The sequence below is a fragment of the Aquibium microcysteis genome, from assembly GCF_014495845.1.
GTDB lineage: Bacteria > Pseudomonadota > Alphaproteobacteria > Rhizobiales > Rhizobiaceae > Aquibium > Aquibium microcysteis.
In genome coordinates this window covers 3,261,203-3,287,564 of sequence record NZ_CP061080.1, presented here as the reverse complement: position 1 = coordinate 3,287,564, position 26,362 = coordinate 3,261,203, and the positions used below count along the sequence as shown (strand labels likewise).

Annotated in this window: 19 protein-coding genes; 12 read left to right on the top strand and 7 right to left on the bottom strand. The window is 66.4% G+C overall.

All coding sequences use genetic code 11. The annotated features are described in order from the left end of the window. Positions 1–273 precede the first annotated feature (273 nt). The 4 genes from IAI54_RS15305 to IAI54_RS15290 all read left to right on the top strand — a co-directional run bounded on the left by IAI54_RS15305 (position 274) and on the right by IAI54_RS15290 (position 9,339). Positions 274–2,052 carry an adenylate/guanylate cyclase domain-containing protein gene (locus IAI54_RS15305; RefSeq protein WP_187968025.1) on the top strand — a complete coding sequence of 593 codons (1,779 nt, stop codon included), beginning with the start codon at positions 274–276 and terminating at the stop codon, positions 2,050–2,052. 92 nt (positions 2,053–2,144) lie between these two features. Then, on the top strand, positions 2,145–6,425 hold the full coding sequence (locus IAI54_RS15300) for a cytochrome P450 (RefSeq protein WP_235679060.1): 4,281 nt from the start codon (positions 2,145–2,147) through the stop codon (positions 6,423–6,425). A gap of 206 nt (positions 6,426–6,631) precedes the next feature. Next, the gene (locus tag IAI54_RS15295) at positions 6,632–8,158 is read left to right on the top strand and encodes a methyl-accepting chemotaxis protein (RefSeq protein ID WP_187968024.1); all 1,527 of its coding nucleotides are present in this window, start codon (positions 6,632–6,634) and stop codon (positions 8,156–8,158) included. Positions 8,159–8,457: 299 nt separating this feature from the next. Beyond that, positions 8,458–9,339, top strand: coding sequence for an AraC family transcriptional regulator (locus IAI54_RS15290; protein WP_187968023.1), 882 nt, complete (start codon positions 8,458–8,460; stop codon positions 9,337–9,339). 21 nt (positions 9,340–9,360) lie between these two features. Here IAI54_RS15290 and IAI54_RS15285 read toward each other — a convergent pair whose 3' ends face one another. Further along, on the bottom strand, positions 9,361–10,035 hold the full coding sequence (locus tag IAI54_RS15285) for a Crp/Fnr family transcriptional regulator (protein ID WP_187968022.1): 675 nt from the start codon (positions 10,033–10,035) through the stop codon (positions 9,361–9,363). A 176-nt stretch (positions 10,036–10,211) separates the two neighbouring features. On the opposite strand from IAI54_RS15285, the gene paaG reads away from it, so the two are divergent. Continuing rightward, positions 10,212–11,000, top strand: coding sequence for a 2-(1,2-epoxy-1,2-dihydrophenyl)acetyl-CoA isomerase PaaG (gene paaG / locus IAI54_RS15280; RefSeq protein WP_187968021.1), 789 nt, complete (start codon positions 10,212–10,214; stop codon positions 10,998–11,000). 7 nt (positions 11,001–11,007) lie between these two features. Here paaG and IAI54_RS15275 read toward each other — a convergent pair whose 3' ends face one another. Continuing rightward, positions 11,008–11,460, bottom strand: coding sequence for an SRPBCC family protein (locus IAI54_RS15275; protein WP_187968020.1), 453 nt, complete (start codon positions 11,458–11,460; stop codon positions 11,008–11,010). A gap of 143 nt (positions 11,461–11,603) precedes the next feature. Here IAI54_RS15275 and IAI54_RS15270 point away from each other — a divergent pair, with 143 nt between their 5' ends. Further along, positions 11,604–13,418 (top strand): IlvD/Edd family dehydratase, encoded by a 1,815-nt coding sequence (locus IAI54_RS15270; protein ID WP_420838227.1) that lies wholly within the window; start codon positions 11,604–11,606, stop codon positions 13,416–13,418. 90 nt (positions 13,419–13,508) lie between these two features. Here IAI54_RS15270 and IAI54_RS15265 read toward each other — a convergent pair whose 3' ends face one another. Then, positions 13,509–13,967, bottom strand: coding sequence for a hypothetical protein (locus IAI54_RS15265; protein WP_210321131.1), 459 nt, complete (start codon positions 13,965–13,967; stop codon positions 13,509–13,511). Positions 13,968–14,170: 203 nt separating this feature from the next. Between IAI54_RS15265 and IAI54_RS15260 the strand changes: the two genes are divergently transcribed. Further along, positions 14,171–14,830: a Crp/Fnr family transcriptional regulator gene (locus IAI54_RS15260; RefSeq protein WP_235679059.1), complete on the top strand. Its 660-nt coding sequence runs from the start codon at positions 14,171–14,173 to the stop codon at positions 14,828–14,830. Positions 14,831–14,859: 29 nt separating this feature from the next. Here the strand turns inward: IAI54_RS15260 and IAI54_RS15255 are convergent, their stop codons facing one another. Both IAI54_RS15255 and IAI54_RS15250 read right to left on the bottom strand, forming a co-directional pair. Further along, entirely contained in the window at positions 14,860–16,446 is a 1,587-nt protein-coding gene (locus tag IAI54_RS15255; RefSeq protein ID WP_187968017.1) for a trimethylamine methyltransferase family protein, read from the bottom strand. Positions 16,447–16,609: 163 nt separating this feature from the next. Further along, positions 16,610–18,106: an aminotransferase-like domain-containing protein gene (locus IAI54_RS15250; protein ID WP_187968016.1), complete on the bottom strand. Its 1,497-nt coding sequence runs from the start codon at positions 18,104–18,106 to the stop codon at positions 16,610–16,612. Between the two features lie 203 nt (positions 18,107–18,309). Here IAI54_RS15250 and pgi point away from each other — a divergent pair, with 203 nt between their 5' ends. From pgi to IAI54_RS15230, 4 genes are all read left to right on the top strand, one after another. After that, positions 18,310–19,947 (top strand): glucose-6-phosphate isomerase, encoded by a 1,638-nt coding sequence (gene pgi, locus IAI54_RS15245; protein WP_187968015.1) that lies wholly within the window; start codon positions 18,310–18,312, stop codon positions 19,945–19,947. Positions 19,948–20,011: 64 nt separating this feature from the next. After that, on the top strand, positions 20,012–20,713 hold the full coding sequence (locus tag IAI54_RS15240) for an HAD family hydrolase (RefSeq protein ID WP_187968014.1): 702 nt from the start codon (positions 20,012–20,014) through the stop codon (positions 20,711–20,713). Positions 20,714–20,821: 108 nt separating this feature from the next. Continuing rightward, complete coding sequence (locus tag IAI54_RS15235) at positions 20,822–21,271, top strand: GNAT family N-acetyltransferase (protein WP_187968013.1); 450 nt, start codon at positions 20,822–20,824, stop codon at positions 21,269–21,271. Between the two features lie 178 nt (positions 21,272–21,449). After that, positions 21,450–21,881 (top strand): GNAT family N-acetyltransferase, encoded by a 432-nt coding sequence (locus IAI54_RS15230; RefSeq protein WP_210321130.1) that lies wholly within the window; start codon positions 21,450–21,452, stop codon positions 21,879–21,881. Positions 21,882–22,013: 132 nt separating this feature from the next. On the opposite strand, the gene IAI54_RS15225 is transcribed toward IAI54_RS15230, so the two are convergent. Together IAI54_RS15225 and IAI54_RS15220 are read right to left on the bottom strand one after the other, a co-directional pair. Next, a complete protein-coding gene (locus IAI54_RS15225) occupies positions 22,014–23,705 on the bottom strand; it encodes a long-chain-fatty-acid--CoA ligase (RefSeq protein ID WP_187968011.1) in 1,692 nt (563 codons plus the stop codon). 186 nt (positions 23,706–23,891) lie between these two features. Further along, positions 23,892–24,446: a DUF924 family protein gene (locus tag IAI54_RS15220; protein ID WP_187968010.1), complete on the bottom strand. Its 555-nt coding sequence runs from the start codon at positions 24,444–24,446 to the stop codon at positions 23,892–23,894. A gap of 231 nt (positions 24,447–24,677) precedes the next feature. On the opposite strand from IAI54_RS15220, the gene IAI54_RS15215 reads away from it, so the two are divergent. Then, on the top strand, positions 24,678–26,270 hold the full coding sequence (locus IAI54_RS15215; RefSeq protein ID WP_187968009.1) for an ABC transporter substrate-binding protein: 1,593 nt from the start codon (positions 24,678–24,680) through the stop codon (positions 26,268–26,270). Positions 26,271–26,362 lie beyond the last annotated feature (92 nt).

The following is a 26,362-nucleotide window of genomic DNA, read 5'->3' as shown; positions in this document are numbered from 1 at the left end:
AAAGCTGTCCGCGCGTGATCGCCGCGCGGGCTGCCGAAGTGGTCATGGCGGTGCTTTCGACCTTCAGCATAAAGTCGCTGCGGACCTACCCGTCGTGGTGGAAATGCGACCCCGTATTTGTTAAGAAGACTTGACAGTTTGCAGTGGGACGGCGCCGATCGACCGCCGTCCGACTGCAGCGTGAGTTGATGGATCGGCGGTTCGTCTTCCTGCCACAAGCGACGGGTTCGGGTCGCGGGCCGGGGCGGTCTTCCGACGGAAATGGGGCAATGCATGGCCGGCCCGCGCTATACGCGGCAGGTCGCGACGATCGTTTCGATCGATGCGGCGGGTTTCTCCCGCCTGATGGGCATCGACGACGAGGCGACGGTGGCGACTTTCGAGCAGATGAGGGAGATCATCGAGGCGAGCTGCGCGGATCATGGCGGCCGGCTCTTCGGCCCTGCCGGGGACAGCATGATGGCGGAGTTCGGCGCGCCGGTGGAGGCGCTGCTCGCCGCGCTGGAGTTCCAGGACCGCATCCGCGACCGCAACGAGGCCATCGCTCCCGACAGGCGGATGTCGTTCCGGACGGGTATCAATACGGGCAGCGTCATCGTCCGCGAGGGGAGCCGGTACGGCGACGACGTCAACATCGCCGCCAGGCTGCAGGAGATCGCGCCCGAGGGCGGCGTGGTAATCTCGGACACGACCTGGCAGCACGTGCGCGACCGCGCCGCGGTGCGCTTCATCGACCTCGGAATTCAGAACTTCCACAACATCCTCCTTCCGGTTCGCGCCTACCGGGTAGAGCGGGGCACGCCGCAGCCGGTCGCGCGGCAGGACGGCGCGGCGCCCTTCTCGTTCTTCCGGGCTGACGGCAAGGGTGGACCGCCGGCGATCGCGGTGCTGCCGCTGCGCAGCGAGCCCGACGATCCGGAGACCCGCTACATCGGCGAGGGCATCGCCGAGGACATCATCGCGGGGCTGTCCAACGTGCGGTGGCTGCCGGTGATATCCGTCAATTCCAGCCGCCAGTTCGCCGACGCCGCGGTGACGGCGGAGGCGGCAGGGCAGGCCCTCGGTGCCCGCTACGTCGTGACCGGCACGGTGACCCGCAACGGAAGCCAGCTGCGCGTGCGCACGATGCTCGACGATGCGTCGAGCGACCGCACCATCTGGTCGCGCCGCTACGACCGCGACATGACCGACATGTTCGACATGCAGGGCGAGATCGGCAGCGAGATCGTGGCCACGCTGGAGAAGGAGGTCGATCGGATCGAGCAGGCCCGCACCTTCCGTGTTCCCTGGGAGAGCCTCGAGACCTGGCAGCTGGTGCGCCGCGGGCGCTGGCACATGCAGCGGCGGACGCGGGAGGACACGGAGCGCGCGCTCGAGTTCTTCCAGGCGGCTTATGAGCGGGACCCGAACTCGTCCACGGTGCTCGACGAACTGGCGTGGTGGTACTTCTGGCGTTCCTGGTTGAATTTCGGCGCGAGCGGCGAGTACCGCGAGGATCTCCAGCGCGTCGTCGACTATTCGCGCAAGGCCCTCTACGTCGACAGCCAGGACGCGCGGCCGCACGCCTATCTCGGCATCACCGACATCATGTCCGGCCGGCCGCGCGCGGCGCTCGAACATCTGTCGGAGGCCCTGCGGATCAATCCGAGCTTCGCCTTCGCACGCTCGGCCATGGGCAGCGCACACAATCTGCTCGGCGAGGCCGAGAGGGCCATCCCGCTGTTCCAGGGCGCCGACCGGCTGAGCCCCTTCGACCTCTACCGCTTCCACAATCTCGGTGAACTCGCATCCGCCCAGTGCCTTGCCGGCGACTGGGAGGGCGCCATCCTCAGCGCCGAACGCTCGCTGATGCTCGCGCCCGCCTACTGGTATGCCCGCTTCCTCAAGGCCGGCGCACTCGCCCGCTCGGGGCGGCATCAGGAGGCTCGCGCCGAGCGGGCGATCCTTCTGGCGCAGGATCCCCGCTTCACGGTGGAGAAGGCCGAGTTGATCCCGTTCGCCGACAAAGCCTGCAACCGGCTCCTGATCGACGCCTATCTCGCTGCAGAATAAATCCGCCGACCCGTCAGCAGTGTGAAGCGCCTCACTTACAGTGGCGTGCGCAGCAATTTATCTGCAACCTGCGAGCAAGAGGGAACGGCATCGTGCAGACGAAGTACTTCGACGGGATCAGGAAGGCGCAGGCCAGTCAGAGGCCAGCCCATGCCCTGCCTCCCTTCGATCCGGAGCGCCTGCGCACGCGCGGCCTCCTCGGCAAGGTGGTCGGCCGGCTGATGGAGAATCCACGCGGCTGGCTCTCGCTGCTGCGCCGCTGGTGGCCGAACCCCAAGATCGGCAATTTCGTGCTGGTGACGCGAGCAGCCGACGTGCGCGAAGTGTTCGAGCGCCAGGACGTCTTCCACACGCCTTTCGGTCCCGAGATGATGGAGATGGCCGACGGCTCCAACTTCATTCTCGGCATGCAGGACGGCGCCGCCTACCGCAAGCTCAAGTCGCCCATCCTGACCGCCTTCCCGCCCGACGAGGTGGAGCGTCGCGTGCGGCCGATCGCCCGGCGTCATGCCGACGACATCATGCGCACCGCGACGCCCGGCTTCGATGCGGTGGACGAACTTCTCAAGATCGTACCGGTGCGGGTCTGCCGCGACTATTTCGGGATGGCGATCGACGACGATGCGGCCTTCTCCGACTGGTCGATCGCGCTGTCGACGCTGTTCTTCGCCGATCCCGCCGGCAATGCCGACACCCGAGAACTCGCCGTGGTGGCGGCCAACCACATGCTCGCGGCGATCGACCGGTCGATCGAGCGGGCGCAGCGCGGCGAGATCGCAGCCGACACGCCGCTCGCCCGCCTCGTCCTCCTCAACGAGCAGCGCCCGGAGGTGATCTCGATCCCCGAGATCCGGTCGGTGATGATGGGCATGATCTCCGGCTTCGCACCGACCAACCTGCTCGCTGCGGGCAACTGCCTCGACGTCATCCTGTCGATGCCGGAAGCCCGCGCGGCGGTGGTCAAGGCGGTCAAGGGCGGGGACGACGCCGCGCTCGACCGCGCGATCCTGGAGGCCATGCGCTTCAAGCCGATCTTCGTCGGTCCGTTCCGCTATGCCGCGGTCGACACGGTGATCGCCCGCGGCACGCCGCGGGAGCGTTTCGTCCCCAAGGGCGCCACCGTGATGCCGTCGATCCTCTCGGCCATGTTCGACGCCGAATCCGTCGTTGACCCCGAGCGGTTCGATCCGGACCGTTCCTGCCGCGACTACATGGTCTATGGCCACGGCATCCACTGGTGCATCGGGTCGGCGATCGCGCGGGTACAGATCGGCGAGTGTTTCCGGGCGCTGTTCATGCGGCCGGGATTGCGGCGGGCCGAGGGCCGCGCCGGGCGTCTTTCCCGGCGCGGTGCCTTCCCGGAAAGGCTCTGCGTCACGTTCGATACCGATGCTCTGTCGCGGACGGTGCCGCATGCCTTCGTCACCATCGCCGCGCCGGTCGCATCGGGGGTCGACGTTCCGGCGCTTCGCGACGAAGTCGCGCGGCTAGGAAACCCGGCGACCGGCGGAATCCGGGCCGCGCTCGACGATACGCGGGCTGTGCATTTCGCCAGCCTGTCGGTGATCGGCAGCGCGGACCCGCGTGTGGAGACGGTCGACGGCCGCTTCGACGTGGTGCTGGAGTTTTCCGCCGACGGGAGCGAGGCCGAGGCCATCGCGCTGATGGCGGAAAAGGCCGGCCCGTTCCTGCGCACCGTCTTCGAAAAAGCCGGCGTGCTCCCGGCAGGGCGCGAACTCACGAGCTTCCTGCTGATGCACAGCGTCCGGGTCGGCCCGGGCTTGCGGACACCTGCGGGCCTGGTGTTCACCGGCACGCCCGGACATGGGGTCGCGCGGATCAAGGCGGAGGCCTGTCTGGAAGCAGAGCTGCGCGCCGAACTGTCGAGGCTGCGGCCCGACCCGGACGAGACGGCGCTTGCGCGCCTCCAAAGGCTGCGCCGGCATCTCGCAGAGCTTGGCGGCTACGACTGGGCGTTCCAGCCTGCCCCTCATGGCCTCGAAGGGCCGACGAAGCCACTGGCCTCCGCCTTCCTCCGCTGGCTGACCTCCTGGAAGGCGCTTGGTGGCTCCCTCGCCGTTCTGACGCTGCTGAGCGCGCTCTATGCGCGCGTGGCCTTCTCCGGGGCGCAGGCGGCAGGGGGCGCGCTCGTGGCCTGGCTGGCGGCCCTGTCCCTCGCGCTGCTGACCATCCTGTTCCTCGCCGGCGGGACGGCCGGTTTGCTGTACTGGCGCCTGCGCCGCGCGGAGGAACGGGATGCGGAAAAGGGCGCGCCCCTTCCGCCGGACCGTTTCGAGCCGATCGCGGCGGGTGAGAACCACGTCGCACAGAACCATCTCGCCGCCGTATCCGTGATGAAGCCCGGATGGTTGCGCCGCCTCACGCTGCGGCTGACGTTCCTGGCGATCAAGATCGCGGCGACGCGTGCGTTCGAACCCGGCCGCCTGTCGGACATCGGGTCGATCCACTATGCGCGCTGGGTGCTCCTGCCCGGCACCGACAAGCTGCTGTTCTTCAGCAACTACGGCGGCAGCTGGGAGAGCTATCTGGAGGATTTCATCACCAAGGCGCATGCCGGCCTGACCGGCGTGTGGAGCAACACCGCAGGCTTCCCGCGGACCCGCAACCTGTTCCAGGAGGGCGCCACCAACGGCGCGCAGTTCAAGCTGTGGGCGCGCGAACAGCAGATACCGACGCTGTTCTGGTACTCGGCCTATCCGGAACTGACGACCTTCCACATCCGCCGCAATGCGGCGATCCGGGAGGCCGTGGCCGGTGCCCGCACGGAGACAGACGCCGCGGCGCTGCTGTCGAGCTTCGGCTCGGCGCCGCTGCCGGCACGCGTGCTGGAGACGGACGAGATCCAGTCGATCGCCTTCGGCGGCATGGGCAGGCTGCAGGCGGCGGAGATGATCGCGCTGCGGCTGCCCGAGAGCCCGCCGGCCGCCGAGCGGGCGCAGTGGCTGGACTTCGTTCTGGCCAATGCCAGCTTCGGGGCGCGCGTGCCGGAGAGGGAGGCGATGACGGTCGCCTTCAGCGCAGCCGGGCTGCGAAAGCTCGGGCTTGCGGACGAGGGCGTCGCGGGGCTGCCGACCGTCTTCCTGCGCGGCATGGCGGCGCCGGGGCAGGACCGGGTGCTGGGCGACGTCGGCGAGAATGCAGCGGTGAACTGGGCCTGGGGGCATGGCGACGCGGAAGCCGATGCGATCCTCGTCTGCTACGCGACACCCGCACGCATTGCCGGCATGATCGCGACGGCCATCGCCGAGGCGGAGGTCGCAGGCATGCGGGTGATCCACCGGCTGCCGCTGATCATCAAGACCGATTCCGAAGGCCGTGCGCTCGAGCACTTCGGCTATCGCGACGGCATCTCGCAGCCGGTGATCGAGGGAACGCCGCGCGCACGCGGGCCGGTCCACCCGCAGCACAAGGTGGCGGCGGGGGAATTCCTGCTCGGCTACCCCGACCAGACCGGCAAGGCGCCGCCGCCGATCGCCGTTCCGGCGGGATTCGATCGCGGGCAGTGCCTGAGCCCGCTGGCCGTGCCGCCGGTGGGCGGGGAAGGGCGCGACTGGCGCGATTTCGGCCGCAACGGCTCCTTCCTCGTGGTGCGCCAGCTCGTCCAGCACGTCGACCGTTTCGAGACCTTCTGCCGCCGGACGGCGGAGGGCCTCGGCGAAGAGACCATAGACGGGCGGCCGGCCACGGAATGGGTCGGCGCAAAGATGTTCGGACGCTGGAAGGATGGCGCCTCGCTGGTGCGCAATCCCGTCCGGCGGGAGGCGGAGACGACGGAGGGACGCCGGAAAGACGTGGCCGACAATGGCTTTCTGTACGAAGGCGAGGATCCGCAGGGGCTCGCATGCCCACTCGGCGCGCATGCGCGGCGGTCGAATCCCCGCGATTCTCTCGGCAAGGATCCGCAGGCCCAGATCGAACTCGCCAAGCGCCACCGGCTGCTGCGCATCAGCCGCGCCTTCCAGCAGGACGACCGGAAGGGCATCCTGTTCATGTGCCTGAACGCCGACATCGAGCGGCAGTTCGAGTTCGTCCAGCAGACCTGGGTGATGAATCCGAACTTCCAGACCCTGCACGGCGAGCAGGACCCGATCGTGGGGCATCCCGCCGGCGACGGGGCCTTTACCGTACCGACCCGGCACGGGCCGCTCGTTTTTTCCGATCTCCAGGCCTTCGTCACCGTCGCAGGCGGCGGCTACTTCTTCATGCCCGGACGACGCGCGCTGCAGTACCTGCGATCTCAGGCCGATACGGGCGATCCGGCGGTCCTGTCCCTGCCGGGTCACGGTCTGGAGGAGAGCGGCACGACGTGCCGGGCGAGGTGCGCGCCCGCCCCTACGAACGCGGTCTTCTAGGATCGATTGACGCTGCCGAGTGTAAACTCCCCATGGTTGTATAAACTTTGCATATTCTTCGTCGATCGCGAGCAATTGCTGGCAATCTGTTAAGGATCACGCCTCACACTCTGCCCTCGAAAGATGCGCGTGATGATTCCGTGACCACGCACGCGTCGTAGAAGCACGCTGCAAGCGATCGGGCAGCGAATCGAGGGGGTAAAGACATGCGGTTCTTCAGGTCGAAGGATGGGGCGAATGCAGGGAACTCGGAGATCGGGGAGCTGAACGCCAAGGTTGCCGCCATCATGCGTTCGCAGGCAGTGATCGAATTTGCCCTCGACGGAACGATCCTGACAGCCAACCAGAATTTTCTGGATACGATGGGTTATACCGAAGCCGAGATCCTCGGCAAGCGCCACTCGATGTTCGTCGACATGGCCTATTCGTCCAGCCCGGAATACAAATCCTTCTGGGACCGTCTTCGGGCCGGCGAATTCTTTTCCGACAAGTTCGCGCGTGTCGGTAAGGGCGGCCGTGAAATCTGGATTCAGGGTTCATACAACCCGCTCTTCGATGCTGCGGGCAAGCCCTACAAGGTGATCAAGATTGCGTCCGACATCACCGGGATCGAACACGAGCGGCGCCGCAACGAAGAGGAACGCGCCGCGCGCGCCGGCGAGCAGCAGAAGGTCGTTCAGGCCCTGGCCGGAGGCTTGAAGAACCTCGCCGCCGGAAACCTGTTGAACGGCATCGCAGAGAACTTCCCGGCCGAGTACGAGGCGCTCCGGATCGACTTCAATAGGGCCGTCGACGCCCTGCAGGGTGCGCTGACCTCGATTGCGGCGAGCGCGGAGACCGTCCGTGGCGGGACGAGCGAGATCATGCGCGCTTCCGACGACCTGTCGAAGCGCACCGAGCAGAATGCGGCGAGCCTCGAGCAGACCGCAGCGGCCCTGAATGAACTGACCGAGACGGTGCGCCAGACTGCAGAGGGCGCGCGGAAGGCGGATCGCACGGTGGCGTCGACCCGTTCGGATGCGGAGAAGAGCGGCGGAATCGTGCGCGAGGCGATCACGGCCATGGAGCAGATCGAGAAGTCGTCCGCGCAGATCGGCCAGATCATCGGCGTGATCGACGAGATCGCCTTCCAGACCAACCTGCTGGCGCTGAACGCCGGTGTGGAGGCGGCCCGCGCCGGGGAGGCGGGCCGCGGCTTCGCGGTCGTCGCTCAGGAGGTGCGTGCGCTGGCTCAGCGGTCGGCAGAGGCGGCCAAGGAGATCAAGGGTCTGATCTCGACCTCGACCGCGCATGTCGACAACGGCGTCACCCTCGTGGGAAACACGCGCGACGCCCTGATGCGCATCGTCGCCTCCTTCGGCGGCATCAGCGAACTCGTCGGCGCGATGGCGGCCTCTGCCGAGGCGCAGTCGACGGGCATCGCCCAGATCAACGTGGCGATCGGCCAGATGGACCAGTCGACGCAGCAGAACGCCGCCATGGTGGAGCAGTCCACCGCGGCAGCCGTCTCGCTCGACCGAGAGGCGGAGGCCATGGCAGAACTCGTCGGCCGGTTCGAGGTCGGCATCGCACGCCGTTCATCGACCGCGTCCCGGCACGGTCACGTACGATCTCTGCATGGCGCGCCCGCGCGCTCGCAGCAGCCGGCACGGTCGACCTATGCGCCCGGGCGTTCGGCGGCGTTGCGCAAGCCTGACACGGCCCACGAGGAAGACGGCTGGGAAGCGTTCTGAACTCCGCCAGCTTCGCAGGCAGCCGGGCATGTCCGCCCCGGCGGAGCGGACACCGGCGTCCTTGCGACGCGAATCACGCCGGCTCACGATCCCGAGGCTTCCGCGCGCATGGCGGCGGGGCTGGTTGCTCCTGTGCGCCTGGATCTTGCCGGTTCGTACTCGCACGGGCCGAGCCCGGCACAAAAAACAGCAAGCGGACGCAACTTTTCTTCGCCTGGGGTGTTATGCGATGTCATCCTGTAGATTAGGGTGTCCTTGAAAACGAGCACTTGCAGACAGAGGGATCCGGGGGAGGCGCCATGAACAGAGACGCTATGCTGCAATTCTCCTTTCGGCCGGAGGCGCGGCTCCCCGACGTCCACCGGACTGAAAGCTGGCGTGGCTTCTCGGTCGAGTTCTCGCGTATAAACGGCGCCAGCGAATACAGCTTCAGCCTTACCTGCGACCGGCATTATCTGTGCCTGCACGATCTCCTGCTCTCCGACGGCAGCATGGTCGTGGACGGAATGCGGCCGATCCAGCGCAAGGACCTGCGCAACAACATGACCTATCTGCCGCGCCACACGTCCATTTCCGGCTTTGCGGCTCCCGTGGACCGCACGAACAGCTTCACCGCCTTCTATTTCGATCCCGAGGAGATCGCGACGGAGACCGAACGGCTGTACCGGGCGACCGACAGCTTCGCGATGGTCTATTTCGACGACGCGCGCCTGCGCACCACCCTGGAAAAGATGCGCACGGTGATGGCGAGCGATCAGGAGCCGGACAGGCTCTATGCGGAGACGCTGGCGCTGCTTACCGCCATCGAGGTGGCGCAGATGCAGACGGGGGCACTCAAGCTGACGCCCGGCCAGTCCGGGGGACTGTCGGGTGCACAGCTGAAGCTCGTCTTCGATTTCGTCGATTCCCGGCTGGGCGCGGAGGTTTCGCTCGACGACATGGCGGCGGTCGCCCGGCTGAGCCGGTTCCATTTCGCCAGGGCCTTCAAGAAGTCGGTCGGCGAACCGCCGTACGCTTACGTCCTGCGCCAGCGCATCGAGCGGGCCAAGGTGCTGCTCAAGACGACGAAAATGCAGGTCAACGAGGTTGCGGTGTCCACCGGGTTCAAGACCGCGAGCCATTTCGTGCGCGCTTTCCAGCAGGCGGTGGGGACGTCGCCGGGCAGTTTCCGCCGGGCGTGAGGGCGCCGCACGCCGGCCGGATCAGTCGTCGGGACCGGCGCCCAGCCGCTCCAGCGCGCGGGTGTTGAGGATCTTGATCGCGCCGCGCTTGACGTCGATGACGCCGCCCTTGCGCATGTCGGTCAGCGTCTTGTTCACCGATTCCCGCGTCGCGCCGAGGAATTCCGCCAGATCGGACTGCGAGATGTGGATCCACCCGCCGTCGTCCTCGATCAGGCTGGACAGGAAGGAGAGCCGTTTTGCCAGGCGCGCCTCGATCTTGAGCAGGGCCTGATCGCCCAATTCGGCGCTGACGTAGCGGAGCCGGGCGCAGAGCAGCCAGATCATGGTCGTGGCCAGCTGCGGATTCTGCTGGATCCGGTCGATCAGCTGGCGGCGCGACAGCGAAACGAGGGTGGCGTCCGTCAGACAGGTCGCGGTCGCCGTCCGCAATCCGCCGTCGAGCGCCCCGATCTCGCCGAAGACACATTTCTCCGTCTCCAGATTGGCGACGAGCTTGCGTCCGCTCTCCGAGTAGATCGCGATCTCGACCGCGCCGGCGGTCACGCCGTAGACCCGGTCGGAGACGTCGTCCTGCATGAAGAGGTGATGGCCGGCACGATAGGTTTCGCCTGTGCAACCCGCGAACAGTCCCTCGAACAGATCAGCGGTCAGCTGCGCCCGGGGCTTCGGCCTTTCGTATCCCGTCTCCACCATCTGACTTGCCTTCACTCCTGCCAGCCGGTAACCGCCATCCACAAGACCGGTCTCCGCGTCCCGCCATTCGCGCGATCCACCGTCGTCCGGCGGCATCCCCTTGAGAACCGGCGGGTGCCCGGTCCATGGTAGCTGCGGCAGAGGCCGGTCGGTCCGGCGCGAGGAGGAGCATGCGTATGAGCGAAGCGACAATATTGCACGATCGGCGGGATGGCTACAGCGTGATTTCGCTTAACCGGCCCGACCGGCTGAACTCCTTCAATCGGCAGCAGCATGCCGAGCTTCGCGCGGCGCTCGACGAATGCGCCGGCAATGCCGACATCCGCGCCGTCGTGCTGACGGGCCAGGGGCGCGGCTTCTGCGCGGGTCAGGATCTGTCCGACGTCGGCGACATGGGCGGGGAACGTCCCGACCTCGGCCGGACGCTGCACGAGAACTACAATCCCCTCATCCGCGCCATGCGGAACATGCCGAAGCCCATCGTCTGCGCCGTCAACGGCGTGGCGGCCGGCGCCGGCGCCAACATCGCGCTCGCCTGCGACGTCGTGCTCGCCGCACGATCGGCGACCTTCATCCAGGCCTTCTCGAAGATCGCGCTCGTTCCCGATGCCGGTGGCACCTACTGGCTCACGCACATGCTGGGCGAGGCGCGCGCCAAGGCGCTTGCGCTGACGGCACAGCCGCTGTCGGCGGAGCAGGCGGCGCAGTGGGGGCTGATCTGGAAGGCCGTCGACGACGACAGGCTGATGACGGAAGCCTGCGCTCTCGCCGAAACCTTCGCCGCCGGCCCCACCCATGCCTACGGCTTGACCAAGCAGGCGATCCAGGCCGCATCGACCAATACGCTCGACGAGCAACTGGAACTCGAGCGCCGGCTGCAGCGGGAAGCCGGCATGTCGGACGACTACAAGGAGGGCGTCCAGGCCTTCCTCGAGAAGCGGCCGGCAAACTACCGGAAGCGGTGAAGCGGGGTCAGCGGCTGGAAACGACTTCGTTGAACTTGGCGAAGAACTCGCCCGCCAGCTTCTTCGAAGTCGAGGCGATGAGACGGCTGCCGAGCTGCGCGATCTTGCCGCCGACGTCGGCGTTGACCGTGTAGGAAAGCTGGGTCTCCTGCGGGCCGGCCTCCTCCAGCACCACATCGGCACCACCCTTGGCGAAGCCGGCGATCCCGCCCTTGCCTTCGCCCTGGATGGTGTAGGAGTGGGGCGGGTTGAGGTTCAGGAGGGTGACGGCCCCGGCGAAGCGGGCCTTGATCGGACCGATCTTCAAGGACACGGTCGCGGCCATTTCGGTGTCCGAGGTCTTCTCCAGGCTTTCGCAGCCCGGGATGCATTCGCGCAGCACGTCCGGATCGTTCAGCGCGGCCCACACCTTGTCGATGGGAGCGCCGATCGTCTCCCGGCCTTCCAGATTCATGGCCATGCTTTGCTCCTTCTCCCGGTGTCGACTGGACTAGCGCAGCGCCTTCGACTTGTCCATCAACCCAGCCTCACACACCGCTGCATGGCGCTTGCCCGCGCGGCGGGCCTGCACTATCGCTAGGCACACAAGTCGGAGGGATGTCGATGAGCGGTGGCAACGGTTCGGGCAGTACAGGCAAGAGACTGCGGTCGCAGGAGTGGTTCGACAATCCGGCCGACCCGGGGATGACGGCCCTCTATCTCGAACGATACCTGAACTTCGGCCTGACGCGCGAAGAACTGCAGTCGGGGAAACCCATCATCGGCATTGCCCAGACCGGGTCCGATCTTTCGCCGTGCAACCGGCACCATATCGAGCTCGCCAAGCGGGTTCGCGCCGGCATCGAGGCGGCGGGCGGCATCCCGCTGGAGTTCCCGGTCCATCCGATCCAGGAAACGGGCAAGCGCCCGACCGCCGCGCTCGACCGCAACCTCGCCTATCTCTCGCTCGTGGAAATCCTCTACGGCTACCCGCTCGACGGCGTGGTGCTGACGATCGGCTGCGACAAGACGACGCCCGCGCTGCTGATGGGAGCAGCCACCGTGAACATTCCGGCGATCGCGCTGTCGGTCGGACCGATGCTCAACGGCTGGTATCGCGGGGAGCGGACCGGATCGGGCACCGTGGTCTGGAAATCCCGCGAACTGCTGGCCGAAGGCAAGATCGATTACGACCAGTTCATGGACCGCGTGGCCTCGTCCGCGCCCTCGGTCGGCTATTGCAACACCATGGGCACGGCCACCACGATGAACAGCCTGGCCGAGGCGCTCGGAATGCAGTTGCCGGGCTCGGCGGCGATCCCCGCGCCCTACCGTGAGCGCGGCCAGATCGCCTGGCACACGGGCAAGCGCATCGTCGACATGGTACACGAGGACCTGAAGCCGTCCGACATCATGACGCGCGAGGCGTTCGAGAATGCGATCGTGGTCAACTCGGCGATCGGGGGATCGAGCAACGCGCCGATCCACCTCAACGCCATCGCCCGCCACCTCGGCGTTCCGCTCGACAACGACGACTGGCAGCGCGTCGGCCACCACGTTCCGCTGCTGGTCAACCTGCAGCCGGCGGGCGTGTTTCTCGGCGAGGATTACCACCACGCCGGCGGCGTGCCCGCAGTGGTGGCCGAACTCATGAAGGCGGGCCTTCTGCCGCACCCCGCGGCGATGACGGCGAACGGCCGTTCGATCGGAGACAATTGCCGTGACGCCGAAAACCTGGATCCGGCCGTCATCCTCCCCGTTTCCGCGCCGATGAAGCGGGATGCAGGCTTCATCAACCTGAAGGGCAACCTGTTCGACTCCGCGATCATGAAGACGTCGGTGATCTCGCCGGAGTTCCGCGAACGCTATCTGTCGGATCCGGAGGATCCGGACGCTTTCGAAGGCCGGGCGATGGTGTTCGAGGGACCGGAAGACTATCACGCCCGCATCGAGGATCCGGCGCTCGGCATCGACGAGGACACCATCCTGTTCATGCGCGGCACGGGGCCGATCGGCTATCCGGGTTCGGCGGAAGTGGTGAACATGCAGCCTCCGGCGGCGCTTCTGAAGCGGGGGATCCATTCGCTTCCCTGCATCGGGGACGGCCGTCAGTCGGGAACGTCGGGCTCGCCGTCCATCCTCAATGCCTCGCCGGAGGCGGCCGCCGGGGGCGGTCTCGCGCTGCTGCGCAGCGGCGACCGCGTTCGCATCGATCTGAAGCAGGGCACGGCCGACATTCTCGTTTCGGACGAGGAACTGTCGCAGCGGCGGGCGGAACTCGCCGCGAGGGGCGGATTCTCCTTCGCCGGCCACCAGACGCCGTGGCAGGAGATCCAGCGCGGCATCGTCGATCAGCTCTCGGGTGGCATGGTCCTCAAGCCCGCCGTCAACTACCAGCGGATCGCGCAGGACAAGGGGATCCCGCGCAACAACCACTGACAACCGAAGCTGAGAGTCTTCCGCCGGGCCAAAGTCCGATCGTTGGTCGGCTTTGGTCGCAGAAGGCGTTCGAACCGGTGGCCGGAGACGTCAGTCGATCGTGCTGTCGACCGTCGTCCGCGCCTGCAGTTGGCGAAGGGCGACGATCAGATCGTCCAGACCATCGAGTCTGGCGCGGATCTCCGCCATCCGTTCGACCCTCACCGGATCATGGTCGGCGTCGCGCGTGGCGGCGTCGATGCTGCTGAGGGCTTCCAGAGTGCGCGCGACATAGGCATCCGCCATGTCGGCGAAAATGCCGTAGCGATCCGCAGCAGCGTCCGCCTCCGTCGCAAGCAGGCGATCCCGCAACGATCCCATCGGATGAGCACTCGCCATCGTCGTCCTTCGCCCTCGTCGTATCGACCACGATGTTGTACGGCGTGGTGCCGTGTCCAGATCAACGGATCCCATAAAATCGACGGCGTCGGCGATCGGCGGAACGCCTGGCAGACATTTGTACATCCTCCCGATCCTCAGCCGCGCCGAAGCACGGACGGGCGATGCCACGTCAGATTTTCCGCTTCTTGTGATCGATATCGTACATTGCGAAACCTATGCTTTAACTGGTTAACAATTCACTAAACTGGACGGATACTGCGGACCGTGCAAGGTTTGAGGGGCATGTTTCGAATCGCAGTCGTGTCGTATCGATAGGTCCCATCGCCCCCGTGTTCCGAAACCGGATCCTCGCGTCTCTGTCACCCGATGCCTTGTCCCATCTCGCGGGGCACGTGCAGCGCCGGGACATGAAGGCGGGCGAGGTGATCTACGAGAACGATGCCGAAGTGACGCATGCCGTGTTTCCCGAAACGGGGGTCGTGGCGATCATGGCCGAAATGGGGGACGGCCGGTCGGTCCAGCAGGGGTCGGTGGGATACGAGGGCTTCGTCGGCTACGCCATCGTGCTCGGCGGAGGCAGGGCGCTCGGCCGGTCGGTGGTTCTGGTCGCCGGCGAGGCGACGTGGGTCCCGATCGCGGCATTCGACCAGGCTCTGCTCCGGTTCATGTCCGTTCGCGAAGCGATGCTGCGCTATGGGCAGGCGCACACGATCGAGCTGATGCAGCTCGTCGCCTGCAACAGCCTCCATCCGGCAGACCAGCGGCTGTCGCAATGGCTGCTGCAGACCAGCGATCGCATGCAGGGCGAAGGATTCTACCTGACGCAGGACGTCATGGCCAAGACGCTCGGCTTGCGCCGGGCTACGGTCAACATGATCTGCGGAGAGCTGATGGACGCCGGCGCGATCGACTACAGTCGCGGCAATCTCACCGTCACCGACCGCGGCAAGCTCGAAGCCAGAGCCTGCGAATGCTACGGCCGGATCCGTCTGGCCTATTCCTCCCGCCAGGCCCCGCGAGAGACGTGCTGACGAACGTCGCGCGGGCCGGTGGTTCGTTCTCAGAGGCCCATCGAGCCCCGCGGCAGATAGATGTTCTGGAAGCGGAGGCGCAGACGGTCGTCCAGCGCCTTGCCGACGTGGCGCGGGAAGTGCGACGACAGGATGCGCCGCTTCTCGGCGATGGCGCGCTGGAGAATGTCCGGCCGGCCCTTTTCGGCCCATTCCTTGGGCGAGAAGCGGTCGGCGATGGCGGGGTAGACATACTCCGTCTGCATGAGCTGCAGCGTCTGGCCATGGCCGAGATAATGGCCGGGACCGTTGAGGCAGACGTCGGAGATCGCGTCGATGGAGAGCGACGCCTCGGTGACCTCTACGCCGCGCACGCAGCGCAGGCACTGGCCCAGCATGTCGTTGTCGATGATCAGGCTCTCGAGGCAGAAGCCGAGCAGCGAGGCATGCATGCCGGCCGATTCATAGATCAGATTGAGGCCCGAAAGACCGGCCATGACGTTGGTGATGCCCTTTTCGTAGCCGGCCTGAATGTCCGGCAGCTTCGAGTCGGCCATGCCGGCCGCCGAACCGCCCGGAAGGTCGTAGAACTGCGCCATCTGCGCGCAGGCGGCCGTCAGCAGCGCCTGCTCGCCGGAACCGCCGGACATGGCGCCGGTGCGAAGATCGGACACGAAGGGCCAGGTGCCGAAGATCGCGGGGTGACCGGGCTTGAGGGCATTGACGTAGACCAGTCCGGCCAGCACCTCCGCGACGGCCTGCACGACGGCACCGGCGATGGCGGCCGGCGCGGTCGCCCCCGCCTGGCCCGCCGAGAGCAGCAGGATCGGAATGCCGCCCTCGACGCAGGCCTCGAGCACGCCGCAGGCGTCCTCGGCGAACTTCATCGGCGGGACGACGAAGCAGTTGGAATTGGACACGAAGGGCCGGGCGCGGAAGTTCTCCTCGCCGCCGGCGATGGCGTAGAGCATCTCCAGCGCCGGCGCGACGTTCTCCCGCACGGTGAAAGACGTCCCGACATGCTTCGTCGTACCCGTGACGCAGGCGTAGAGCGTGTTGAAATCCATGTCGAGCGGATCGATCATGTCGCGCGGCACCATCGGCCGCTGGAAGAAATGGACGTTGTCCATCAGGTCGACGATGCGCGCGGCGTCGTAGATGTCCTGGAGCAGCGATTCGCGGTACTCGCGCTTCTCGACGTCGACGACGTGCACCGCCGCACCCGCCGTCCCGTAGTGGACCCGCGTGCCCTGGACGACCATGTCGTGCTTCGGATCCTGGCCGTACAGGGTGAAGTTGCGCGCGGCGCTGCGGATGGTGTCGAGCACGAGGTTTCGCGGAAAGCGGATGCGTCCATCGGCGCCGTAGTCGGCTCCCACCCGCGTCAGGGCCTCGATGCAGGATGGAATGGCGTTGGCAAATCCGACGGTTTCCAGAACCGTCAGCACCGCTTCGTGGATGCTCTCGACGTCGCTCGCCGACAGGACGCCGTACCGGCCACCAGCCATGCCCGGCCGGATCGGCCGAACATCCTCTGCCAGAGGCGCTGCTCGCATCGCGCGCCGCGCTTCCCGCCCTCCCGATCTGCGGTTGCGCTGTGAATCGGCGCTCTCGCGCTGTTCGGCCGTCAAGCTCATGTCGCCACTCCCGAAGCGGTGTTCCCCGCATCCGAAGCTGGCTTGTTTTTGTTGATCCGGCGCCTCGGTGCACGACAAACTATGTCGTGCCGCTGGGCTACAACATTGAGCCAGGGATTGTCGGCTTTAGAGCCACGCAGAAGAGTACGCGCGCCTGCGCCTGTCAGGCCGCCGCAGGACGCCGGCCGATCGCGGTGGCCAGTTCGCGGATGCCGGGCTCGATGTGCTGGACCGCGATCGAGGAAATGCCGAGGCGAACGAAGCGGCGGGGCGGGGACTGTCCGTCGAAGAAGCGGGCGCCGGGCTCGATCAGGACGCTGCGGGTCGCCGCGGCCTGGGACAGCTTCTCCGAATCCGTCCCTTGCGGACCCTCCAGCCAGACCGAGGTGCCGCCCGCGCTGTCGGTGGCGTTCCAGTCCGGAAGGAAGGCCGAGATCGCCGAGACCAGCCGCTTGCGGCGCTCGGCGAAGGCGGTCGAGAGCTTGCGCACGAGTGCGTCATGATGGCCGAGCGACAGGAACAGGGCGACGGCGCGCTGGTTGTTGGCCGGCGGGTGGCGCAGCATGAAGCGGCGCAGCGCGCGCAGTTCCGCAATGAGGTCGGAAGAGGCGACGATGTAGCCGAGCCGCAGCCCCGGCGCGAGCGTCTTGGACATCGAACCGACATGGATGACCCGGCCCGTCCGGTCGAGGCTCTTCAGGGCCTGCTGCGGCGCATCGTCGATCAACTGGCTGTCGTAGCCATCCTCGATGATGATCTGGTCGTTGCGCGCGGCGATGGCGAGCAGTTCGCGGCGGCGCGTCTCCGACAGCGGCACCATGGTCGGGCAGTGATGGCTGGGCGTCACGAAGACGAAGCTGGATTCGCTCGGAATCTCGCGTGTCACGATGCCCTCAGCATCCACGCGGACAGCATCGATCGAAGCCCCGGCGAGGCGGAAGATCGAGCGGGCATCGGGGTAGCCCGGATCTTCCATCGCGACCCGCGAGCCGCGGCTCATCAGGAGCGTGGCCAGCATGTAGATGGCGTGCTGGGCACCCAGGGTGACGATGATCTCGTCGGGATTGGCGAAGATGCCGCGACGCGGGAGGAGGCGGGCCTGGATCTGCTCGATCAGCAGAGGGTCGTCGCGGTCGACCATGTCTGCGGCCCAGTTGCGGATCTCGAGCACGGCCAGCGCCATACGATTGCATTCACGCCACTCCGCAGTCGGGAAGAGGCCCGGATCGAACTGGCCATAGATGAAGGGATACGAGGACTTGATCCAGTTCTCCATCTTCATCGGCGGCGGCATGTCGCTGGCGGCGATCCGTCGGCGCGCCTTCCAGTCGAGGCCGCCGGGAACATTGTTGTCCTGTCGCGCCAGAGGCTTGGTCGGCGTCGTCAGCACGTCCGGATTGACGAAATGGCCGCGGCGCTCCCGCGCCACGAGGAAGCCCTGGTCGACGAGTTGCTGGAAGGCGAGCACGACGGTGCCGCGCGCCACGCCGAGCTTCTCGGCGAGGATGCGGCAGGAGGGCAGGGGCATCGATGCCGCGATCTGGCGATCGAGGATGGCCGCCACGATCGCCTGGCGGATCTGCGCCTGCAGCGTCTGGCCGGAATCCGGCGAGATGGTGAAGAGGCCGGACCAGATGGCGGAATCGTTTCTCGTGGACATGGCGTCGCTCCCTCACAGCGACAGTAAACATGTGAAGTTTTGCGGGGCAAGTCTGGTCCAACGCCTTAAGCCACGGAATCTTGTCTCCATGGCAATTATGCCACGGTGCGCCGGTCGATCCAGCCAGCAACGAGTCCTCCCGCAGCCTTCTTTTCGGGGAATGATTGCTTTAATCCAGGAACAGCCGCACATGGGAGACAGCCTTGGATCGACACGCCTTCTCCGACACGCTCGCCGCGCTGAAACAGCACGCGGAAACGGATGCACCGCAGGATCTGCGCAGGGCGTTCGCGGTCGATCCGGACCGCTTCGGTCGATTCTCGCTGCGGCTCGACGATCTGCTGCTCGACTGGTCGAAGACTGCCGTCGACGCCCGCGCCATGGACCTGCTCGCCCGTCTCGCCAGGTCGGCGGGACTGGAGGCGCGGCGCGACGCGATGTTCGCGGGCGAGCCGATCAACTCGACGGAAGGCCGTGCGGTGCTTCACGTGGCGTTGCGGGCACCGGAGCGCGCGGGCTTCGCCGTGGGTGGGCAGGAGGTCATGAGCGAGGTGCATGCGGTGCTGGGCCGCATGGGACGCTTTGCGGAAGCGATCCGCTCCGGTGCCTCGGCGGGCGCGGCGGGACGGCCGATCACCGACGTCGTCAACATCGGCATCGGCGGTTCCGATCTCGGACCGGCGATGGCGACGGCGGCGCTTGCGCCATACCATGACGGGCCGCGCGTGCATTTCGTATCCAACGTCGACGGTGCCCATGTCGCAGACGTGCTGAAGCCGCTCGATCCGGGGACGACGCTGGTGATCGTCGCCTCGAAGACCTTCACCACCGTCGAGACCATGACGAATGCGCAGACGGCGCGGCGCTGGATCTCGTCCGCGCTGGGAGCCGATGCGGTTGCGGGGCATTTCGCAGCCGTTTCCACCGCGCTCGACAAGGTGGCCGACTTCGGCATCGCCGAGGACCGGGTGTTCGGCTTCTGGGACTGGGTGGGAGGGCGTTACTCGCTGTGGTCGGCAATCGGCCTGCCGCTCATGCTGGCCATCGGGCCGGCGCGCTTCCGCGCCTTCCTCGATGGCGCCCATGCGATGGACGAGCATTTCCGCTCGGCATCCCTGCTCGACAATCTGCCGGTGGTGCTCGGTCTCGTCGGCTTCTGGCATCGGGTCGTCAGGGGTTATCCGGCCCGGGCCGTGATACCTTATGACCAGCGGCTTGCGCGACTGCCGGCCTATCTGCAGCAGCTCGACATGGAATCGAACGGTAAATCGGTGGCGCTCGACGGCCAACCGGCGCGGATGCCGACGGGTCCGCTCGTCTGGGGCGAGCCGGGAACCAACGGTCAGCATGCCTTCTTCCAGCTGCTCCACCAGGGAACCGACGTGGTGCCGGTCGAGTTCATCGCGGCTGCCGTCGGACATGAGCCGGAGCTGCGCCACCAGCACGCGCTGCTGCTCGCCAACTGCCTCGCCCAGTCGCAGGCGCTGATGATGGGACGCATCCTCGAAGAGGCGAAGGCGCAGATGTCGGCGAGAGGCATGGCGTCCGACACGGTGGACGCGATCGCGCCGCACCGCGTCTTCCCCGGCAACCGGCCCTCGATCACCATCCTGCACCGCCAGCTCGATCCGTTCACGCTCGGCCGCCTGATCGCGCTCTACGAGCATCGGGTGTTCGTCGAGGCGCAGCTCTTCGGCATCAACGCCTTCGATCAGTGGGGCGTGGAACTCGGCAAGGAACTCGCCACGGCGCTGCTTCCCGTCGTGGAGGGCAAACGGGACGCCGCTGACGGCGACGCCTCCACGGCAGGACTGGTCGATTATCTGCGCGGCTTCGCCTGAACCGGCTGCGCCCTGCATCCTCATCTTCAACCGCGCCGTCCGGGCGCCACTTCGCGAGATCTGTATGGCCATCAGGGGCATCCTTTTCGACAAGGACGGTACACTGGTCGATTTCCACAAGACCTGGCACGCCATCGGCGACCGCCTGGCCCTGGAGGCGGCCGGAGGCGACCGCGGCAAGGCCGACGATCTGATGGAAATCGCCGGCTATGATTTTGCGCTCGGTCGCTTTCGCGGCGATTCCGTCTTCGCGGCAGGTACCAATGCCGACATCGTGGCGCTCTGGTATGCCGGCGCGCCGCGTGAGGAGCACGAGGCGCGGGTCAGGCATTTCGACAGGGTGACGGCAGCGGAAGGCGCTCGGTCGGCCGTGCCGCTCGATGGCGTGCTCGACGCGCTGCGCGATCTGCATGGGGGCGGCTACAAGCTCGGTATCGCCACGAACGACAGCGAAGGCGGAGCGAGGCAGACCATCGAGGCGATCGGCGTCGCTCAGCTCTTCGTGGCCGCCTATGGCTATGATTCGGTCGCGCGGCCGAAACCGGCTCCCGACGCCATCGAAGCCTTCTGCACGCTGACCGGCCTTCTGCCCGAGGAGATCGCGATGGTCGGCGACAACCGGCACGACCTCGAAATGGCGCGCGCCGGACGCGCCGGGCTCGCTGTCGGCGTCCTTTCGGGCACCGGAACGCAGGAACGGCTCGCGCCGCTGGCCGACGTGGTGCTATCGTCTGTGCGCGACCTGCCGGCATATCTCGCGGGCTAGGGTCGGCGCCTCGGGGAATCCCGCGTCGCCTGCTCGTGCAGCTTCAGGTTGCCGTAAAAAGTTGCGGGCGGTAAAAGCGGCCGCGCGAAGGACGGATCGGCACAGACGATGCAGCAGGAACTCGACATCCGGCAGGTCGGCGAGGCGAAAATGCCCGGCCTCGCTTCACTCTATCGCTTCCTGCATCCGCAGGATCCCGCTATGGCTGTGGTCACCGCGCGGATGACCCTGCGCCAGACCGCAGCCGATCCGGGCAGTGCGGTGCTGGTCGGTTATCTCGGCGACGATCCGGTGGCCAGTTGCGCAGTGGTGGTGGTGCCGAGCGGGACGAGGTCCGGCAAGCCGTCCGCGCTGATCGAGAACCTCGTGACGCATCCCGAACGGCGCCGCCGAGGCTACGGCCGCGTCGTGCTGCAGGCTGGGCTGGCACTGGCGCGCGATGCGGGCTGCTTCCGGGCAACCGTACTCACGACGACGCTCGACGACGTCCCCGCCGCTTTCCTCCTGGCCTGCGGATTCGAGCGGTCGGCGAACGGATTTCGGCAGAAACTTGACTGAAGGTCGGCGGTTTACATTTACCGTTTTATTAACTATATGAATTAACATCATTTTCAGGCGTGATTTCGATGCGGTGCCTGGGAGTGGTTTTCCAGGCCCGTGCAGGACCGGCAGTACGATGGAACAGGCACTCCGCATCCGACCCATTTCCGATGGCGACCTGAATGACCTAACGTCATTGTACAGGCATCTCTATCCGCGTTACCAGATTTTCGCAGCCGCGCTTGCCCGCGATGCCTTTCATCAGGCGCTGGAAGAACCGGGGATCACCATTCTGGCGGGGTTTCAGGGGAAGCAACTCGTCTCGGCCTGCACCCTCATCGTGATCCCGAACGCCACCTGGGCTGGCAAGCCGGCGGCCCTGATCGAGAACGTCGTCACCCATTCCGACCACCGCCAGAAGGGGCACGCCGGCAAGGTGGTCAACTGCGCGGTCAGGCTCGCCTGGCGGGTCGACTGCATCAAGGTCCTTGTTCTCGGAGGCTTCAACGACCCCGCCGTGCTCGGTCTCTGCGCCGCTGCCGGCTTCGACCAGACCCGCTACGGTTTCGAGCTTCGCCGTGACACGCAGCCGGCGCCCGCGAGGAGACGAGAGGCGTTGCGCGCCTGACGGTTGCAGGACCGTCGTCCGTGCTGCGGTTGCACCGACGAGATCCGGACGAACCACATGCCCGTTCCAGCCGGCCCGCCGCGGACACGCAGGGTCGGGTCCGCCAGAGGCAATCCGTCGGCGCCGGGACCCTCAGTTCCTCAGTTCTCGCCGGAGGATCTTGCCGACATTGGTCTTCGGCAGCTCGGTCCGGAACTCGATCTGCTTCGGCCGCTTGTAGGCGGTGAGCTTGTCCTTGTACCAGTCGCGAACGTCGTCGGCGGTGAGGTTCGGGTCCTTCTTGACGATGAAGACCTTCGGCGCTTCCCCCGACTTCTCATCCGGGACGCCCACGGCGGCGACTTCCAGGACGCCGGGATGTCCGGCGATGACGTCCTCGATCTCGTTGGGATAGACGTTGAAGCCCGAGACCAGGATCATGTCCTTCTTGCGGTCGACGATCTTGATGAAGCCGGCCTCGTTCATGAAGCCCATGTCGCCGGACTTGAAGAAGCCATCGGCAGTCATCACCTTGGCGGTCTCGTCGGGCCGGTTCCAGTAGCCGGCCATGACCTGCGGTCCCCGGATGCAGATCTCGCCCACTTCGCCGAGCGGCAGATCGTTGCCGTCGTCATCACGGATCACGATCTCCGTCGACGGGATCGGAAGACCGATGGTGCCCGTGAACTCGTCCGCATCGAAGCGGTTGCCGGTGGCCACGGGCGAGGTTTCGGACAGGCCGTACCCTTCCGCGATGACGAGGCCCGTCACCTGCTTCCAGCGATCCGCAACGGGACGCTGGACCGCCATTCCACCGCCGAAGGTGACGAGGAGGTGGGTGAAGTCGAGCTTGCGGAAGTCCTCGTTGTTCAGCAGCGCGTTGAACAGCGTGTTGAGACCCGGGAAGACGTTGACCTTGTGGGCGGCGAACTCCTTGACCAGGGCCGGGATATCGCGCGGGTTTGCGACGAGGACGTTCTGGGCGCCCTGCTGCATGCCCATCAGCGCGTTCACCGTGAGCGCGTAGATGTGGTAGAGCGGCAGCGCGCAGAGATAGACCGGCAGGTCCGGCCGAGGCTTCTTCGCATAGGCTGCCTCAACCCAGAGGGCATTCTGCGCGACGTTGGCCAGGATGTTGCGATGAAGCAGCACGGCGCCCTTCGAAACGCCGGTGGTGCCGCCGGTGTACTGCAGGAAGGCCACGTCGTCCGGACCGACGACCACCGGCTTCAGGCTCTGGCCGCGACCGGAGGAGAGGGCGTCCTTGAACGAGACGTGGCCCGGCAGCGACCACGCGGGAACCATCTTCTTCACGCGGCGAACGACGAGATTGACGAGCAGTCCCTTCAAGCCGAGCATCTCGCCCATCGAGGCGACGACGACGTGCCGGACTTTGGTACGCGCCACGACCGCCTGCAGCGTCGCTGCGAAATTTTCGAGAATGACGATCGCCTCCGCGCCCGAATCGTTCAGCTGGTGCTCGAGCTCGCGCGGGGTGTAGAGCGGGTTGACGTTGACCACGGTGCAGCCGGCGCGCAGAGCGCCCATCATGGCGATCGGGTACTGCAGCACGTTCGGCATCATGATCGCCACGCGTGCGCCCTTGACGAGCCCCTTGCCCTGCAGCCATGCGCCGAAGGCCGCCGAAGCCTGCTCGACCTCCGCGAAGCTCATCGACTTGCCCATGCTGGTGAAGGCGGGGCGCGTCTTGAACTGACGGCACGCACCGACGAGGAGCTCGCCGATGGAACTGGCCGGCAGACCGGCGATCTCTGCCGGGATACCCGGGGGATAGCTCTTCAGCCAGATGCGCTCCGCGCCTGCCGTCTGCCCGGAAGTGGCCATGTCTCGCTCCCTCTCGACCTCCCGGCGGGCGCGCGCGGCGGCCTGGCCGGTCGGCTCTTTCGTGCTGCCTCCCGGCGGGTCCCGCCCCGCCGCTCTGCATCTATCTAGTGGCAAGGGGCGATCCCGCGCAAGTCTTACCGGAACGTAAACGTAAACGTGTTGGACGAGGCCGCTCCCCTTCGCGCGCTATTGTCCGTAGCCGCCATGCGTGCCGAGAAACTCCCGTTCCTCGGGCGTGCTCTCCCGGCCGAGCGCTGCGTTGCGGTGGGGAAAGCGGCCGAAGCGGGCGACGATGTCGCGGTGTTCGATGGCGAACTTCAGCGCCTCCTCGTTGCCGAGGTCGCGGAACAGCTTCACGCAGAGCTCCTGGTCGGACACCACCTCCGAATGCATCAGGGGCATATAGAGGAACTGCCGCTCGTCAGCCGTCAGGGCCGTGTCCCAGCCGCGTCGCAGGGCCCCGTGGGTCACGAGCAGTGCGGCCGGATCGCCGGAAAAGGCGCGCGGCTGGCCCCGGAACACTTGCCGCGGAAACTGGTCGAGCAGGATGATGCCAGCCAGCGCCCGGTGCGGATCGGTCAGGAAATCCTCCGGTCTCGCCGCCAGGGCCCGCTCGCAGACGGCGCCGAAGCGGTCGGCGATCTGCCGGTCGAGCTCCGGTCTCCCGCTGAACCAGTCCGAAGGGCCGAGTTCGCCGAACCAGTAAGCGAGGATGGCTTCGGTAGCGGGCTTGTCGATCATGGTCACATTCCTCCTCTTGCCCTCCGCAGATAGGCAACCGTGGGGCGAATTCAAACGCGTTCCTCTTCGCTCCGGCGCGGATGTTTGTCATCCGAAACGCGCCCTCGGCGCAAATCTTTACCCAAGGTCGCCCCGCAGGGAGTTTTCTTGTCCTTTGAACGGTGCTTATATGCCCGCCTCACGGGCCGGGGCACAACGGATCCCGGACACTTGAATGGGAGTCAAAAGACCATGAAACGTTTCGGTTTCGCGGGCATGCTGCTTGCAGCAACCGTGTTGAGCGGTGCGGCGAGCGCCAAGACGCTCGTCTATTGTTCGGAAGGATCGCCGGAAGGCTTCGATCCTGCGCTCTACACCGCCGGCACGACGTTCGACGCCTCGTCGAATCCGGTCTACAACAAGCTGATGGAGTTCGCGCCCGGCACGACCAACCCTGAGCCCGGCCTGGCCGAGAGCTATTCGGTCTCCGACGACGGGCTGGAGTACACCTTCAAGCTGCGTCCGGGCGTCAAGTTCCAGACGACCGACTTCTTCACGCCGACGCGCGACTTCAATGCCGACGACGTCATCTTCACCTTCGAGCGTCAGTTGAAGGCCGACCACCCCTGGCACCAGTACGTCGCGGGCGCCGCGTGGGAGTATTTCAACGGTATGGGCTTCCCCGACCTCATCGAATCCATCGAGAAGGTCGACGATCTGACCGTCAAGTTCAAGCTGAAGAAGAAGGAGGCGCCCTTCGTCGCCAACCTCGGCATGGACTTCGCCTCGATCATGTCCAAGGAATATGCCGACAAGCTCCAGGCGGACGGCAAGATGGAGCAGCTCAACCAGATGCCGCTCGGCACCGGCCCCTTCGAGTTCGTCGCCTATCAGCCCGACGCCGTGATCCGCTACCGTGCCAACGACGATTACTGGAAGGGCCGCGAGAAGCTCGACGACCTGGTCTTCGCGATCACCACGGACGCCGCGGTGCGCTATCAGAAGCTGCTCGCCGGCGAATGCCACGTGATGCCCTATCCGAACGCGGCCGACGTCGAAGCCATGAAGGCCAACGAGAGCCTGACGGTGATGGAGCAGGAGGGCCTCAACATCGCCTACCTCGCCTACAACACCACGCAGGCACCGTTCGACAAGCCGGAAGTCCGCAAGGCCCTCAACATGGCGATCAACAAGCAGGCGATCGTCGACGCCGTGTTCCAGGGGGCCGCGACGCCTGCCAAGAACCCGATTCCGCCGACGATGTGGTCCTACAACGACGCCATCCAGGACGATCCCTACGATCCGGACGCGGCAAAGAAGATGCTCGAGGAAGCCGGCGTCACCGACCTCGACATGAAGATCTGGGCCATGCCGGTGGCGCGTCCCTACATGCTCAACGCGCGCCGCGCGGCCGAGCTGATCCAGGCGGACTTCGCCAAGATCGGGGTTGACGTCGAGATCGTCTCCTTCGAATGGGCCGAGTACCTCGCCCGCTCCAAGGACAAGGACCGCGACGGCGCCGTGATGCTCGGCTGGACCGGCGACAATGGCGACCCGGACAACTTCCTGCACACCCTGCTCGGCTGCGACGCGGTCGGCGGCAACAACCGTGCGCAGTGGTGCAACGAGGAGTTCGACACGCTGGTCAACCAGGCCAAGGTCGAGACCGATCAGGCCGCGCGGACCAAGCTCTATGAAGAGGCCCAGGTCGTCTTCAAGCGCGAGGCGCCGTGGGCGACCCTCGACCACAGCCTGGTCGTGATGCCGATGCGCAAGGAAGTGCAGGGCTACGTCATGAGCCCGCTCGGCAAGCACCACTTCTCGGGCGTCGACATCTCCGAGTAAGCCTCGTGTAGACCATGGAGCGGGGGCGATCGCCAGGCGAGCGCCCCCGCTGCTTTTGTATTCCGGACCGGATCCGCGCTGGTTCGGCAACA

Excerpts from the sequence above, each read along its gene's own strand:
- IAI54_RS15305 (WP_187968025.1), top strand. The coding sequence starts at position 274 with ATGGCCGGCCCGCGCTATACGCGGCAGGTCGCGACGATCGTTTCGATC.
- IAI54_RS15295 (WP_187968024.1), top strand. The coding sequence starts at position 6,632 with ATGCGGTTCTTCAGGTCGAAGGATGGGGCGAATGCAGGGAACTCGGAG.
- IAI54_RS15290 (WP_187968023.1), top strand. The coding sequence starts at position 8,458 with ATGAACAGAGACGCTATGCTGCAATTCTCCTTTCGGCCGGAGGCGCGG.
- IAI54_RS15285 (WP_187968022.1), bottom strand. The coding sequence starts at position 10,035 with ATGGTGGAGACGGGATACGAAAGGCCGAAGCCCCGGGCGCAGCTGACC.
- paaG (WP_187968021.1), top strand. The coding sequence starts at position 10,212 with ATGAGCGAAGCGACAATATTGCACGATCGGCGGGATGGCTACAGCGTG.
- IAI54_RS15275 (WP_187968020.1), bottom strand. The coding sequence starts at position 11,460 with ATGGCCATGAATCTGGAAGGCCGGGAGACGATCGGCGCTCCCATCGAC.
- IAI54_RS15270 (WP_420838227.1), top strand. The coding sequence starts at position 11,604 with ATGAGCGGTGGCAACGGTTCGGGCAGTACAGGCAAGAGACTGCGGTCG.
- IAI54_RS15255 (WP_187968017.1), bottom strand. The coding sequence starts at position 16,446 with ATGAGCTTGACGGCCGAACAGCGCGAGAGCGCCGATTCACAGCGCAAC.
- IAI54_RS15250 (WP_187968016.1), bottom strand. The coding sequence starts at position 18,106 with ATGTCCACGAGAAACGATTCCGCCATCTGGTCCGGCCTCTTCACCATC.
- IAI54_RS15240 (WP_187968014.1), top strand. The coding sequence starts at position 20,012 with ATGGCCATCAGGGGCATCCTTTTCGACAAGGACGGTACACTGGTCGAT.
- IAI54_RS15235 (WP_187968013.1), top strand. The coding sequence starts at position 20,822 with ATGCAGCAGGAACTCGACATCCGGCAGGTCGGCGAGGCGAAAATGCCC.
- IAI54_RS15225 (WP_187968011.1), bottom strand. The coding sequence starts at position 23,705 with ATGGCCACTTCCGGGCAGACGGCAGGCGCGGAGCGCATCTGGCTGAAG.
- IAI54_RS15220 (WP_187968010.1), bottom strand. The coding sequence starts at position 24,446 with ATGATCGACAAGCCCGCTACCGAAGCCATCCTCGCTTACTGGTTCGGC.
- IAI54_RS15215 (WP_187968009.1), top strand. The coding sequence starts at position 24,678 with ATGAAACGTTTCGGTTTCGCGGGCATGCTGCTTGCAGCAACCGTGTTG.